The organism is Mycolicibacterium nivoides, assembly GCF_003855255.1.
In the GTDB taxonomy this organism is placed as follows: Bacteria; Actinomycetota; Actinomycetes; order Mycobacteriales; family Mycobacteriaceae; genus Mycobacterium; species Mycobacterium nivoides.
Map to the genome: position 1 here is coordinate 5,367,948 of NZ_CP034072.1, position 13,257 is coordinate 5,381,204.

At 66.3% G+C, this 13,257-nt stretch carries 15 protein-coding genes; 2 read left to right on the forward strand and 13 right to left on the reverse strand.

Annotation, left to right across the window (positions count from 1 at the left end):
- Positions 1 to 39 precede the first annotated feature (39 nt).
- On the forward strand, positions 40 to 591 hold the full coding sequence (locus EH231_RS26315) for a carboxymuconolactone decarboxylase family protein (RefSeq protein ID WP_090424837.1): 552 nt from the start codon (positions 40 to 42) through the stop codon (positions 589 to 591).
- Positions 592 to 600: 9 nt separating this feature from the next.
- On the opposite strand, the gene EH231_RS26320 is transcribed toward EH231_RS26315, so the two are convergent.
- From EH231_RS26320 to EH231_RS26345, 6 genes are all read right to left on the reverse strand, one after another.
- A complete protein-coding gene (locus EH231_RS26320) occupies positions 601 to 1,950 on the reverse strand; it encodes an MFS transporter (RefSeq protein ID WP_090424315.1) in 1,350 nt (449 codons plus the stop codon).
- Between the two features lie 134 nt (positions 1,951 to 2,084).
- Complete coding sequence (locus EH231_RS26325) at positions 2,085 to 2,354, reverse strand: flagellar basal body-associated FliL family protein (protein ID WP_090424314.1); 270 nt, start codon at positions 2,352 to 2,354, stop codon at positions 2,085 to 2,087.
- The gene (lpdA, locus tag EH231_RS26330) at positions 2,351 to 3,751 is read right to left on the reverse strand and encodes a dihydrolipoyl dehydrogenase (RefSeq protein WP_090424313.1); all 1,401 of its coding nucleotides are present in this window, start codon (positions 3,749 to 3,751) and stop codon (positions 2,351 to 2,353) included. The genes EH231_RS26325 and lpdA overlap by 4 nt, the downstream gene beginning before the upstream one ends.
- A gap of 30 nt (positions 3,752 to 3,781) precedes the next feature.
- Entirely contained in the window at positions 3,782 to 4,291 is a 510-nt protein-coding gene (locus EH231_RS26335) for a hypothetical protein (RefSeq protein WP_241177810.1), read from the reverse strand.
- Positions 4,284 to 4,562, reverse strand: a complete 279-nt coding sequence (locus tag EH231_RS26340; protein WP_090424312.1) for a putative holin — start codon at positions 4,560 to 4,562, stop codon at positions 4,284 to 4,286. Before EH231_RS26340 ends, EH231_RS26335 begins: the two co-directional genes overlap by 8 nt.
- 35 nt (positions 4,563 to 4,597) lie before the next feature.
- Positions 4,598 to 5,095, reverse strand: coding sequence for a DUF779 domain-containing protein (locus EH231_RS26345; protein ID WP_090424311.1), 498 nt, complete (start codon positions 5,093 to 5,095; stop codon positions 4,598 to 4,600).
- A 69-nt stretch (positions 5,096 to 5,164) separates the two neighbouring features.
- Between EH231_RS26345 and EH231_RS26350 the strand changes: the two genes are divergently transcribed.
- Positions 5,165 to 7,159: a prolyl oligopeptidase family serine peptidase gene (locus EH231_RS26350; protein ID WP_164481026.1), complete on the forward strand. Its 1,995-nt coding sequence runs from the start codon at positions 5,165 to 5,167 to the stop codon at positions 7,157 to 7,159.
- Here the strand turns inward: EH231_RS26350 and EH231_RS26355 are convergent.
- The 7 genes from EH231_RS26355 to EH231_RS26385 all read right to left on the reverse strand — a co-directional run bounded on the left by EH231_RS26355 (position 7,156) and on the right by EH231_RS26385 (position 13,219).
- A complete protein-coding gene (locus EH231_RS26355; RefSeq protein WP_090424309.1) occupies positions 7,156 to 8,205 on the reverse strand; it encodes an NAD(P)H-dependent amine dehydrogenase family protein in 1,050 nt (349 codons plus the stop codon). The two genes, EH231_RS26350 and EH231_RS26355, sit on opposite strands and share 4 nt — an antisense overlap.
- Positions 8,206 to 8,324: 119 nt before the next feature.
- Positions 8,325 to 9,170 carry a hypothetical protein gene (locus tag EH231_RS26360; RefSeq protein WP_090424308.1) on the reverse strand — a complete coding sequence of 282 codons (846 nt, stop codon included), beginning with the start codon at positions 9,168 to 9,170 and terminating at the stop codon, positions 8,325 to 8,327.
- 36 nt (positions 9,171 to 9,206) lie between these two features.
- On the reverse strand, positions 9,207 to 10,064 hold the full coding sequence (gene ppk2 / locus EH231_RS26365) for a polyphosphate kinase 2 (protein ID WP_090424307.1): 858 nt from the start codon (positions 10,062 to 10,064) through the stop codon (positions 9,207 to 9,209).
- Positions 10,065 to 10,127: 63 nt separating this feature from the next.
- The gene (locus tag EH231_RS26370; protein WP_090424306.1) at positions 10,128 to 11,657 is read right to left on the reverse strand and encodes an aldehyde dehydrogenase family protein; all 1,530 of its coding nucleotides are present in this window, start codon (positions 11,655 to 11,657) and stop codon (positions 10,128 to 10,130) included.
- 134 nt (positions 11,658 to 11,791) lie between these two features.
- On the reverse strand, positions 11,792 to 11,995 hold the full coding sequence (locus EH231_RS26375) for a hypothetical protein (protein WP_124713614.1): 204 nt from the start codon (positions 11,993 to 11,995) through the stop codon (positions 11,792 to 11,794).
- 136 nt (positions 11,996 to 12,131) lie between these two features.
- Positions 12,132 to 12,704, reverse strand: coding sequence for a phosphatase PAP2 family protein (locus tag EH231_RS26380; RefSeq protein ID WP_090424304.1), 573 nt, complete (start codon positions 12,702 to 12,704; stop codon positions 12,132 to 12,134).
- Complete coding sequence (locus EH231_RS26385) at positions 12,701 to 13,219, reverse strand: mycothiol transferase (RefSeq protein ID WP_090424835.1); 519 nt, start codon at positions 13,217 to 13,219, stop codon at positions 12,701 to 12,703. The genes EH231_RS26380 and EH231_RS26385 overlap by 4 nt, the downstream gene beginning before the upstream one ends.
- Positions 13,220 to 13,257: the final 38 nt, after the last annotated feature.

Consider the following 13,257-nt stretch of genomic DNA (forward strand, 5'->3'; position numbering starts at 1 on the left):
CGCTCGATGAAGCCCACCACCTGTGCCAGACTCGGCTGGGTGAGTGCACTCGAGCCGGCCCGTATCGCACCCGGCGGATTCCGTGAGCTGGGCCCGGTCAACTGGGCCATCGCCAAGCTGGGCGCCAGGGCCATCCGGGCACCCCGTTTCACCTTGATGAACGTGCTGGGCCAGCACAAGCTGCTGTTCCTGGCCTGGCTGCCGTATTCCGGGTTGCTGCTCGGCCCGCTGGGCAAGTTGCCGCGTCAGGACGCCGAGCTCGTCATCCTCCGGGTAGGCCATCTGCGCGATTGCGAATACGAGTTGCAGCAGCACCGCCGGCTGGCCCGCAGCCGCGGCGTGGACGCCGAGACCCAGGCCCGCATCTTCGAGGGCCCCGACGCCGAGGGCCTGACCGACCGGCAGCGGGTTCTGGTCACCGCGACCGACGAGTTCGTCGTCACCCGGTCCATCTCGGCGGAGACCTGGGCCGCGCTCTCCGCGATTCTCACGAAGCAGCAGATCATCGAATTCTGCATGCTGGCAAGCCAATACGATGGCCTGGCCGCCACGATGACGACGCTGCGGATCCCGCTGGACTTCCCGGACTAGCAGTCGCCGCTAGCCAGACCGCACGGTTTCCCGGCCGGACGTGGTCGTGGCATTGCAGGCCTCGCTCAACGAGCGGCCGGCAGTTTCCACACCCCACGCCACGGTGACGGCCAGCCCGACGAATGAGATGACCGCCCCTGCCAGCAGCACCCAGTTGACGCCCTTGTCGAGGGCGAACGGCATCAGGTAAACGGCCACCGCCGCACCGATCCGGCTGGCCGCAGTGCCGATGCCGACGGCCGTGGCGCGCACCTCCGTCGGGAACAACTCGTTGGGGTAGACGATCTCGAGGAAGTTCGACGCCCCGGACAGCAGCGCGAAGGCGCACACGGCGGTGAAGACGATCATCACCGGCAGTCCGGGTATCAGACCCGCGATGCCCCAGATGATCCCGATACCGGCGAAGGTGTAGATCAGCAGAGCCTTGCGGCCGATCCGGTCGACCAGGAACAGCCCCGGGATGCCGCCGACCACGAACAGCGCGGCGAGGAACACCTCGGCGCCGTTACCGGTGATGCCGACCTCGCCCAGGATGTCGAAGGAGAACGAGTAGATGGACAGCAGCGGGATCACCTGACACATCCAGAACAGGCTGACGAACAGCGTCCGCTTCAGGTAGGGCGGCTTGAACACCGACCGCAACGTCGCGCGTTCCGCCGGCTCCGGCTCACCGAGATCCTCCACCCCGTAGTCGGGTCCGAAGACCTGCTTGATGGATCGGTCGGCCTCCTCGACCCGTCCCTTGCTGATCAGCCACCGCGGTGATTCCGGTGTCCCCAATCGCAGGAACAGCGTGACGAGTGCGAAGACGGCCGGGCTGGCCAGCATCCACCGCCAGGCATTGTCGCCGGCCAGGTGCGTACACACCATTGCCACGGCCGGGGCAGCGGTGGCGCCGACGGCCCACACGACGAATGTCGCGCCGAGCATGCGGCCGCGATACTTGGCGGGCAGGTATTCGGCGAGCAGTGAGGTGGCGATCGGATAGTCGGCGCCGATCGCCATGCCGATGAGGAATCTCAGCAGGATCAGTTGCCAGACCTCGGTGGCGAACATACAGCCCACCGAAAAGACCGCCAGGGCAAGCAGATCCAGGATGTACATCATGTGGCGGCCGACCTTGTCGGTCACCCAGCCGAACAGGCCGCCGCCGACGAAGATGCCGACGAGCACCGCGGCGGCGATCATCCCTTTGTCGGCCGTCGTGACGTCGAACGACGTACTCATGGTCGCCCAGGTGAACCCGATGATCGCAATGGCATAGCCGTCGATGAACGGTCCGCCCGACGAATACAGCGTCAGCTTCTTGTGGAATGCCGTCAGGGGCGCGTCATCGATCAATCCACTGCTAGATGCCATTGGGTTCCCTGTGCTGCCGATGTGGACGGGCCGCGGCCCGATCTGTTCACATCGACATTCGTCCAGGGTGTGCTGGTCTTGCAGAGGAAAATCGCTCGAAACGCGCGCCCTGCCGTTGTGCGATCACACAAAACCTACAGGTACGTAACTCCGAGCAACACGAGCGAGAACAGCACCGGGGACACCGGCAGCGCCCACAGGAACGCCGCCCACGTATGGGATTTCTGCTGGTATTTACGCCAGCCGAAGTATCCGCCCGCGGCGCCGCCGATGAGCGACAGGGCCGCGACCAGCAGCACCCAGATGTTCACCCGGGAGCCTTCGGTCGCCAACGTGATGGCGGCCAGCCACAGAATGTGGCCGACCACCAATCCGGCTATGCCGGCGACGATTTCGTTTCTCAAAAGTTGATCATGTGGCCGGCCAGACCGTGGAAGCACTCCTGCAGGGCCTCCGACAGGGTCGGGTGGGTGTGCACGTTGCGGGCCAGCTCGTTGGCCGTCAGATCCCACTTCTGCGCCAGCGTCAGCTCGGGCAGCAGCTCGGACACGTCGGGCCCGATCAGGTGTCCACCGATCAGCTCGAGGTGCTTCTTGTCGGCGATGAGCTTCACGAAGCCGGTCGGGTCGGCCAGGCCGTGGGCCTTGCCGTTGGCGGTGAACGGGAACTTGGCGACGACGACGTCGTATCCCTCAGCCTTGGCCTGCTCTTCGGTCAGGCCGAAGCTGGCCACCTGCGGCTGGCAGAACGTCGCGCGCGGCATCATCCGGTAGTCGCCCAGCGCGAGAGTCTCGGCGCCGCCGATGGTTTCGGCTGCGACGACGCCCTGGGCCTCGGCGACGTGGGCCAGCTGCAGCTTGCTGGTGACGTCACCGATGGCGTAGATGCCCGGCACGTTGGTGCGCATGTAGTCGTCGATCGCGATGGCTCCGCGGTCGGTGAGCGCCACGCCGGCGGCCTCCAGGCCGTAGCCCTCGATGTTGGGCGCGAAACCGATGGCCTGCAGCACCTTGTCGGCCTTGAGCTCTTCGGTGTTGCCGTCCTTGCTCACGGTGACGCGAACCGGACCATCAGCCCCCTCGTCCACGATGCCCTCGACCTTGGTTCCGGTGAGGATCTTGACGCCCAGCTTCTTGTACTGCTTCTCGATCTCCTTGGAGACCTCGGCGTCCTCGTTGGGCAGCGCGCGCGGCAGGAACTCGACGATGGTTACGTCGACGCCGTAGTTCTTCAGCACGTAGGCGAACTCCATGCCGATCGCGCCGGCGCCGGCGATGATGATCGAGCCGGGCAGGTCGCGCGAGAGGATCTGGGTTTCGTAGGTGACCACGTTGTCGGACAGCGCGGTGCCCGGCACCAGGCGAGTCGACGATCCGGTGGCGATGATCGCGTTGTCGAAGGTGAGGTCCTCGGTGCCGCCCTCGTTGAGCTTGACCGTCATCGACTTCGGCCCGGTGAAGGTGCCGTAGCCGTGGATCTCGGTGATCTTGTTCTTCTTCATCAGGAAGTGCACGCCGGCGACGCGGCCGTCGGCGACCTTGCGGCTGCGATCGAAGGCAGCACCGTAGTCGAAGGTGGCCTCACCGGTGATGCCGAAGGTCTTGGCTTCCTTGTTGAAGATGTGTGCGAGTTCCGCATTGCGCAGCAACGCCTTGGACGGGATACACCCGACGTTGAGGCACACACCACCCCAGTACTTGGGTTCGACAATTGCGGTGCTCAGGCCCAGTTGGGCGGCACGAATGGCCGCGACGTATCCACCGGGGCCAGCTCCGAGAACGACGACGTCAAAGTGGGTCACGACCCCACCCTAGTGGGCGGCGCAATGGTTCTAACGGGCGATCCATCCGAACACGTAGGCGCCGTAGAAAACCGCGGCGGCGGCCATCGCCGCCAGCGGCGCCGACATCAGTGCGATGGCCAGGGCGGATACCAGGGGTTTGCGCTGGGCGGTCGACGCCACCAGGGCGCCGGCCGTGGTGACGACGATGTAGACCAGTACGACGAACACCGGCCAGGTCTTGTCGGCAGATTGATACCAGTAGTAGTACAGGCCTGCCCCCGCGGCCGCGGAGACGAACCACACCCCGGCCAGCACGCCGACGAACGTCCACCACTTCACCGACAGATAGGTCCCCTCCACCACGATGGGTGGGGCCGGGGCGGGCAGCGGCGCCGAAGGCGCGTCGTCGGATGCCGTCTCGTCCGGGGTCATCTCGTCCGGGGTCATGCCTTCCGCGGACGTCGTTTGGCGCGATAACTCCTCGTCGAGGACGTCGTTCTCCCCCGTGTCGAACAATGGGGCGAAGTCCGCGGTGGAGGTGTCGACGTTCTCAGGCATGGGTTGCCACCTGGATGATCGCGAGAGCGGCGAACCAGCCGGGCGCGACGCCCAGTACGCACGCGCCGAGCGTGGTGACCCACCGCCGCCCCGAAACCAGGACGGTCAAGATCCCGAGGACACCGGGCACCCCGAGAACGAGCGCGATCACCACATCGGGCCGGACGGTGACCGTCACCAGCAATGTCGTCGCGATCCCCGCCAGCAGCCCGACCGCTACGCCGACCAACATCGCGCTGGTCAGCAGCCACGCCCGTGGCAGCGGAATCACTCTTCGACGATAACGCCGCGACCCGCGACCACTCGCTACATCCGTGCGGCGCGTCCCCCTGGGACCGGGCAGGCGTCGGCGGCTTCGTCGACGATGTGGCTGCCGGTATCGGGCGGTCGGGCACCGGCGCTGTACTGCGCGCCGGTCACCGGGGGCTGCTCGGTCAGCAGGGCGTTCTCGGCGTCTGTGAAGGCCCGGCCGCGGGACAGGAAACGCATCCCTTCGGGTGCTTCCAGGCTGAAACCGCCGCCGCGGCCTGCGACGACGTCGATCACCAACTGGGTGTGCTTCCACGCCTCGAACTGCGGGCCGGAGATCCACACGGGCACCCCGGCGACACCCACGTCGAGAACCGCCAGCAGGATGTCGCGGTCACCGACGATGAACTCGCCGTCGGGGTAGCACATCGGCGAGGAGCCGTCACAGCACCCGCCGGACTGGTGGAACATCAGCGCACCGTGGCGCTGCTGTAGCCGCGCCAGCAGATCGGCGGCAGCCGCGGTGATCAGGGCCCGCGCCGGCGCTTGACCCATCTCATCCTCGTTTCTCCCGGCCAACTGGTGTAGTTCAGCTCACAGTACGCGCGCGGTCACAATGTGGGGGTGACGAAGGACCCTTACCTGTGGCTTGAGGACATCACCGGCGACGACGCGTTGGCGTGGGTGCGGGCGCACAACGAGCCGACGATCGAGGAGTTGAGCGGCGAGCGTTTCGACGCGATGCGCTCCGAGGTGTTGGAGATCCTCGACACCGATGCGCGGATCCCGTATCCGGGCCGGCGCGGTGAGTACCTGTACAACTTCTGGCGCGACGAGGCCAACCCGCGCGGCCTGTGGCGGCGCACCACGTTGGAGAGTTACCGGACTGACAATCCGGACTGGGACGTGATCCTGGACCTGGACGAGTTGGCCCGTGTCGAGGACGAGAACTGGGTGTGGGCCGGCCCCGAGGTGATCGAGCCGGACCACACCCTGGCGATGATCAGCCTGTCCCGAGGGGGTGCCGATGCCACCGTGGTCCGCGAGTTCGACATGCGGACACGGGAATTCGTCTCCGGCGGATTCGAGCTGGCCGAAGCGAAGTCGTCGGTGTCCTGGGAGGACGAGGACACCCTGCTGGTGTGCACCGACTTCGGCGAAGGATCGATGACCGAATCCGGTTATCCGCGAATCGCCAAGCGCTGGCGTCGCGGTGAGCCGTTGGCCGACGCCGAGACGGTGTACGAGGCCGAACCGGCCGACGTGCGGGTGATCGCGTCGATCGACCGGACCCCGGGCTTCGAGCACACGCGGCTGGGCCGCTACACCGACTTTTACCACCGCATCCGGTACGAGGTGCGTGACGGCGAGCTCATCGAGCTCAAGGTACCGACCGATTCGTCACTGTCGCTGCACCGCGAGTGGCTGCTGATCTCGCTGCGAACCGACTGGCAGGTGGGTGAGGTCACTTACCCGGCGGGCGCGCTCCTTGGCACCAAGTTCGACGATTTTCTCGAGGGCACAGCAGATCTCGCGATGATCTACGAGCCGGACGAGCACAGCAGCCTGTCGAGTGTGCAGTGGACCAAAGAGAAACTGATCCTCATCACCCTGCGGGATGTCGCCAGCCACGTCGAGGTCGTCACTCCCGGGACGTGGGAGCGCAGGGACGCTCCGGACATTCCGCCGGCGACGGACACCATCGTCGTCGACATCGACCACTTCGGTGACGAGGTCTTCTACAACTCAAGCGGATTCACCACTCCCTCGCGGCTGCTGTACGGCACCGCGGGCGGCCCGCTGGTCGAGGTCAAGTCCGCCCCGGCGTTCTACGACGCCGACGGCATCGGCGTCGAGCAGTTCTTCGCCACATCCAAGGACGGCACGAAGGTCCCGTATTTCGTCGTCGGACGCCGCGATGAACCGAGCCCGACCTACCTCTACGGCTATGGGGGATTTCAGAACTCGTTGACGCCGGGCTATATCGGCGGGATCGGCCGAGCCTGGCTGGAGCGCGGCGGCACCTACGTGCAGGCCAACATCCGCGGCGGCGGCGAGTACGGCCCGGGCTGGCACAAGCAGGCCATGCGGGAGAACCGCCACCTGGTGTACGAGGATTTCGCCGCGATCGCCGCGGACCTCGTGCGCCGCGGCATCACCACCGTCGAGCAGCTCGGCGCAGGGGGCGGCAGCAACGGCGGCCTGCTTATGGGCGTGATGCTGACGCAGTACCCGGAGCTGTTCGGGGCACTGGTGTGCAGTGTGCCGCTGCTGGACATGAAGCGTTTCCACCTGCTGCTCGCGGGAGCGTCATGGGTGGCCGAGTACGGCAATCCCGACGATCCGGCGGACTGGGAGTTCATGTCGAAATATTCTCCGTACCAGAACGTTTCGGCCTCAGCGAAGTATCCGCCGATCCTGATCACCACCTCGACCCGCGATGACCGGGTGCACCCCGGCCATGCCAGGAAGATGACGGCGGCGCTGGAGGCGGCCGGACACCGGGTGCTGTACTACGAGAACATCGAGGGTGGCCACGGCGGCGCGGCCGACAACAAGCAGTCCGCGTTCAAGGCGGCCTTGACCTACGAGTTCCTCTGGCAGACCATCGGCTCCTAGCCCAGCACGCCCCGTCCGGCGATCATCGGCAGGTCCAGGAAGGTCCGGATCCCGGGGGCGGCCGCACACACCGGCGCGATGGCGTGCACCGCATGCATCGCGGTGCCCAGGCAGCCCTGCTCGGTCTCGTCTTCACCGTGGGTGGCGATCCGGGATTTGAGCTCCATCGACGGGTTGCCCTCGACGGTGACGTGCCAGCCGCGCCCGGTCGGCCACTCGGGCGCCTGATCGTCGCCGAGGCGGGTGATGTGTTCGACGGTCAGCGCGGGCCGCCCGCTGACGACTGCCGTGCAGGAAAACCGTTGCGCCGAAACGGTTCCGGCCCCGATGCGGCCGGATTTGATGTCGAACGGCTCGGCCGCGACGGCCACTTGGCGGTCGAAGACGAAGTCATCGATGGCGGCGCCGAGCCCTTCGGCCAGCAGCATCAGCGGCGCCTTGAAGGTCAGCCCGGCCAGTGCGGGATCGGCCATCGGTACCGGTTCGTCGGGACTCTTGCCGAAGCCCATGATGTCGAACATCATCTCGGGGCTGTCGTAGGTGCTGTAGTCCATGAGCTCCTGCACCAGCAGGGTGTCGATCCGCTGGAACAGTCCGGACATGGTCAACGGCAGAACCTCTGCGGCCCAACCGGGTTCGATACCTGTGGCATGAAACGAGGCTTGCCCCTGGTCGCAGGCCGCTTCCAGGTTGTCCACCACGCGCTGCCCCATGCTCAGCGGGTAGATGAGCCCGGTGACGGCGGTGGACACCACGTTCTTGCCCGAGGCCAGCAGGCGACAGATGTCGTCGACCGCGCCCATCGGGTTCATCTCGCCCTGCGGCATGTACAGGACACAGTCGGCATCGCTCGCCACGATCTCGTCCCGATCGGTGGTTGCGGCGATGCCGATGTCGCCGATGCCACAGATTTCTCCGACGTCGCGACCGGCCTTGGCGTCGCTGTAGACCAGGGCACCGACCAGCGCGAGTTCGGGGTGGGCCTCGACCGCCGCCACCGCGTGCTTGCCAACGGATCCGGTAGCCCACTGAATGACGCGCAGCATGCTGTGGACATTACTGTAAGAACGACAGTTGATCATCGGTTCCAGAGATGATGACCGACATGTTCCACGGCGCGGAGGTCTACCTGCGGCTGCGGGAACGCATCCGGGGTGGCTAACCGTCAATCGCGGCGGCGCAGCCCACCGAGCAGCGCCACGATGATCCCGAACACCACCAGCGCGCCACCGGCGGCCAGCGTGAGGTTGAGCCATTGGTGCAGGCTGTCGATCGCGTGGCCGGCCATGGCGTCGGCGATCTGGCGGATGTCCCCGCTGGTGTGGTTGAGGGCCTCGTTGAGATAGCGCCGGCCCACCTCCAGGCCCGCCCAACCGGCGGCACCTACCAGCAACGCGGAAATCCCCAGTGCAGCAATGGTTTTACCGCGGGCACGGGCGGCGGCCAGAGTCAGTAGGGCGAAAACGCCGGCCAGCACCGTCACGCCGACACTGACCCACGGGCCCCACACGGCCAGTGGACGCAGGATCCCTGGTCGCAGACTGTCCGGCGCCGACGAGGCGATGGGAACCGTAAGCGTCTGTGGCACTTCGATACCGAAGTTGGACAGGGTTTCGTGGAATGAGGCATCCGAGAGCATCGGAGCCACATCGATCACCCAGCTGCCGTTCTCGTTCCTCGACAACCGGTCGGTGAACATCCAGGTGTGCGCAAGTTGATTGGCCAGCGCGAACTGCCCGGGGAAGTCCGGGCCCGTGGTGTAGGCACCTGCCGCGGCGCGGATCCGCCGCGAGTCCACGTCCGCCCCGTTCTGCGCGGCCAGGGATTGCACCTGGGTGGTGAGTTCGCCGGCCACCGCCTGCTGTAACTGCGGATCCTCGGCCGCGGCCGCGGCGAACGCCGAGTAGCCCTGCTGGTCAATGATGTTCTTCTGCACCCACGCCGACGGCACCGCCGCAGCGAGAAGGATCGTCGTCAGCACCCACAGGAACAGCGTCATGACGAAGCGCACGCCGTCCTCCTAGTTCTGAGGCGGCGGCCAGACTGCTCAGTCCGACAGGGCACGCCCCACGATCAGCGGATCGGCGTGGCCGACCACGTCAAAATCCTTGTTGTCGTAGTCGAACTTACCGAGCACATGGCGCATGGCGTTGATGCGGGCGCGTTTCTTGTCGTTGCTCTTGACCACGGTCCAGGGCGCCATCTCGGTGTCGGTCCAGGCGAACATGTCTTCCTTGGCCGCGGTGTAGTCATCCCATTTGTCCAGCGACGCGAGGTCGGTGGGTGAGAGTTTCCACTGCCGCACCGGGTCGACCTGGCGGATGGTGAACCGGGTGCGCTGCTCGGATTGCGTGACGGAGAACCACAGCTTGGTCAGGCTGATGCCGTCGTTGACCAGCATCTGCTCGAACAACGGGGCCTGGCGGATGAATTCGGCATGCTGCTTGGGCGAGCAGTAGCCCATCACGCGCTCCACCCCGGCGCGGTTGTACCAGGAGCGGTCGAACAGCACGATCTCACCGGCGGCGGGCAGATGCTGCACGTAGCGCTGGAAGTACCACTGGGTGCGTTCTTTTTCGGTCGGCTTCTCCAGCGCGACCACCCGGGCCCCGCGGGGGTTGAGGTGCTCCATGAACCGCTTGATGGTGCCGCCCTTGCCGGCCGCGTCGCGTCCCTCGAAGACGATGACGTGCCGCAACCCGTTGCCCTGGCTCCACTTCTGCAGCTTCAGCAGCTCGATCTGCAGCAGCCGCTTCTGCTCCTCGTACTCTTGGCGCGACATGCGGTCCTCGTACGGGTAGTTCTCCCGCCAGGTGTCGACGACCTCGCCGCTGGGTTCCAGCAGCAGTTCCGGGTCGTCATCGTCGTCGTCACGGACCGTGTAGCCGGTGATGTCCAGAGTCACCGGCCGACGGTATCCACCCCGGCGAACACGAAAGTGTCGCCGGGGTGAACGGCTGGTACGTCGTTACTTGGCCTTACGGCGCGGACGAGCCAATGCCAGCTTGGTCAGCAGCTTGTTCATCCTGACGATGGCCTTCTCCGAGTTGTTGTAGTAGCTGCCGCCGGCGCCCACACTGGTGCGCGGCACCACCACGGTCTCCTGCTTGCAGAACTTGCGCACCCCGTCGATACCGCCGAAGCGGGCACCGATGCCCGATGTCTTCCAGCCGCCCATCGGCGCCGTCGTGCACATCAGATTGGAGATCACGTCGTTGACGTTGACCGCACCGCAATCGAGCTGCAGCGCAATGGCCTTGGCCCGCTCGACATCCTTGGAGAACACCGAGGCGCTCAGGCCGTAAGGGCTGTCGTTGGCCAGCCGGACGGCTTCCTCGACCGAGGACACCCGCATGATCGGCAGGGTCGGCCCGAACGTCTCCTCGGTCATGCACGCCATCGAGTGGTCGACGTCGACGAGCACGGTCGGCTCGAAGAAGCTGCCCCCGCCCTCGGGACGCTTGCCACCGGTCAGCGCCTTTGCGCCGGCGGCAAGGGCCTCGTTGACGTGCCGCTCGGTGATCGCGACCTGGCTGTCGTCGATCTGGGAACCGAAGTGGTAGCCCTCCCCGGTGCCCATCTTCAGGTTCTCGACGGCTTTGACGGTGGCGGCGACGAACTGGTCGTAGACCGGATCGAGCACATAGACCCGCTCGACGGAGACGCAGGTCTGGCCCGCGTTGAACATCGCACCCCACACCGCGGCGTTGGCGGCCAGCTCGACGTCGGCGTCCTCGAGCACGATCATCGGGTCCTTGCCTCCGAGCTCCAGGCTCACCGGGGTCAGGCGGCGCGCGGCGCGTTCCATCACCTTGGCGCCGGTCGCGCAGGAGCCGGTGAACTGGATGTAGTCGGCGTTGTCGATGACGGCCTCGGACACCGCACGGGCGCCCTGCGCCAGGGCGAACACCTCGGGGGCACCGGAATCCAGCCAGCCGCGCAGCAGTACCTCAGCAGTGAGCGGGGTGCGCTCGGACGGCTTGAGCAGCACCGCGCACCCGGCGGCCAGGGCGCCGATGGCATCCATCATCGCGTTGGCCACGGGGTAGTTCCACGGCGCGATGATCCCGACGACGGGACGCGGCCGGTAGTGCACCGAGATCTTCTTGATGGACATGATCGGCAGCGCGGCAGGTCGCGAGTCCGGCGCCATCGCCTGCTCGACGACCTTGATGTAGTACGACAGGATCATGATCAGCAGCGGGACCTCTTGCGCGGCGTCCATGGCCGACTTGCCGGTCTCGGCGATCAGGAGTTTCTCGATCTCGTCGCGGTGGTCCCCCAGCCACACCGCGTAGCGGGACAGCACCTTGGCGCGGCCTTTGGCGCCGCGTGCCTCCCACTCCCTCTGCGCTTCCCGCAGCCCTGCCGCGATACGCGGCACGTCGGCCGCGTCGGTCCAGGTCACCTGGCCGGCGACGGCACCGGTGGCGGGGTTGTGAATAGTGCCGGAACCCGTGAACTCTCCGGTCAGAGCTACATCTGGCGTCGCAGTCATGGGCCTATGTTAACCACCGTGTGTGACGCACGTCGCACCGGGGTTGACACCTGTCAAGTGCGGCGTCGCAAACCCCGCCGAGCCGCCCAGCGGGCGGCGACCCCCCAGCCGTCGCCCCCTGCGCCGCTCGTGGCTCAGTCGTCCGGATCCGACTTCTTCGGGCTGAGCTTCTTGGCCGTCTTTTCGGCGGCCTGCTTCACCTTCTTCACAACCCGGTCCACGTTCGCCTTGGCCTTGTCCGCCCGTTTCCCGGCCTTGCCCTTGGCGTCGTTGAGCTGGGCGCCGAGGGTGGTGACGTGAGGCTTGCAGCACGCAACCGTACGGGTCGGTCTGCCCACCCGAATGATCAAGTGATACTTGATAGTTAGGCCACCGCCAGAATTCAAGCTCACGGACGCTGGCGGCATCGTGATCGCGATTTGTGTGACGCAAGTTGCCGATACGCCAAAATGTCCGGACCAGACAGGTGATCGCTCAGCGAAAATCCGGAGAGGCGCTGCTCACCCGGTCGCACTGCCCACCCCGGGCGAAAACCGCGGCGGCGCACACCACCGAAGTGCCCAGCAACACTCCACCGACGGTGTCTGTGAAGTAGTGAAAAGTCATTGCCAGGCCGCACATGCCGAGCAGGATGGCGCCGGACGCGAGGACGACGGACCACAATCCCACGCCCGCCACCAGGACGAGCAGGCCTGCCACCACCACCAGGAAGGTGGTGTGTCCACTGGGGTAGGCCAGCGCACCCCCTTTCTCCCTGCCGAAGATGGGCTTGCAGACGCGCACGATGGCAATGGCCACCAGCGGACTCACCACCATGGCGAGCGCCAGCCGCTTCCGGTGCTGCCGCATGGCCACGACGATGCCGACGAGCAACCCGACAATCAGCACCGCTGGTGTGGTGATGCCAAGGAAAACCGTCGCCCGCGAACCCAAGTCGCTGCCGAGCCGCTGAAACCAGCTGTCGACCGGTTGCGGTGCGCCGCGGACCGCCCAACCGAGCAGCACCATCCCGGTGACGCCGACCAGCGGCCACCACCGGGTGATCAAGGGATGATGCCGCGCAGGTACGCCGCCTGACCGAGGTGCTGAGCGCAGTCGTCGATGATGCTGACCAACCGCGCGCTCGCCGTCACCGGCGGATCCCACCGCGTATCGACGATGCGGCCGAGGTCTTCGGAGGTCACGCCGGCGATGTAGGCCAGCGTCACCTTGTGCACGGCCAGGTAGTACCCCGCCAGCAGTTCGGCAGACGCGTGCACCTTCGCAACATCGTCGGGGGTGTGCCCGTACCCGATGTCATCGGCCGGCAGGTCGAGCCCGAACCGGTCCCTCCAGCCATCGCGGGTCCAGACCTGCTCGATCCCGGCGACGTCACACAACTGCAGGTCCTGGCAGCGGGCGCTGTGCCAGATCAGCCACGCGATGCTGTTGGCCTGCGGGGTGGGGCGATAACTCGAGACCTCCTCGGTCAGCCCGTCGGTGAGATCGTCGACATGCTCGATGAGCCGGGTGAACGAGTCGCGCAGCAATTCTCGGACGGCATCGGAATCAGCGGCAGCCATGGTCTCGACGCTACTCGCGAACCGTCCAGGCACCGCCC

Excerpts from the sequence above, each read along its gene's own strand:
- EH231_RS26320 (WP_090424315.1), bottom strand. The coding sequence starts at position 1,950 with ATGGCATCTAGCAGTGGATTGATCGATGACGCGCCCCTGACGGCATTC.
- EH231_RS26335 (WP_241177810.1), bottom strand. The coding sequence starts at position 4,291 with ATGCCTGAGAACGTCGACACCTCCACCGCGGACTTCGCCCCATTGTTC.
- EH231_RS26345 (WP_090424311.1), bottom strand. The coding sequence starts at position 5,095 with ATGGGTCAAGCGCCGGCGCGGGCCCTGATCACCGCGGCTGCCGCCGAT.
- EH231_RS26355 (WP_090424309.1), bottom strand. The coding sequence starts at position 8,205 with ATGCTGCGCGTCATTCAGTGGGCTACCGGATCCGTTGGCAAGCACGCG.
- EH231_RS26370 (WP_090424306.1), bottom strand. The coding sequence starts at position 11,657 with ATGACTGCGACGCCAGATGTAGCTCTGACCGGAGAGTTCACGGGTTCC.
- EH231_RS26385 (WP_090424835.1), bottom strand. The coding sequence starts at position 13,219 with ATGGCTGCCGCTGATTCCGATGCCGTCCGAGAATTGCTGCGCGACTCG.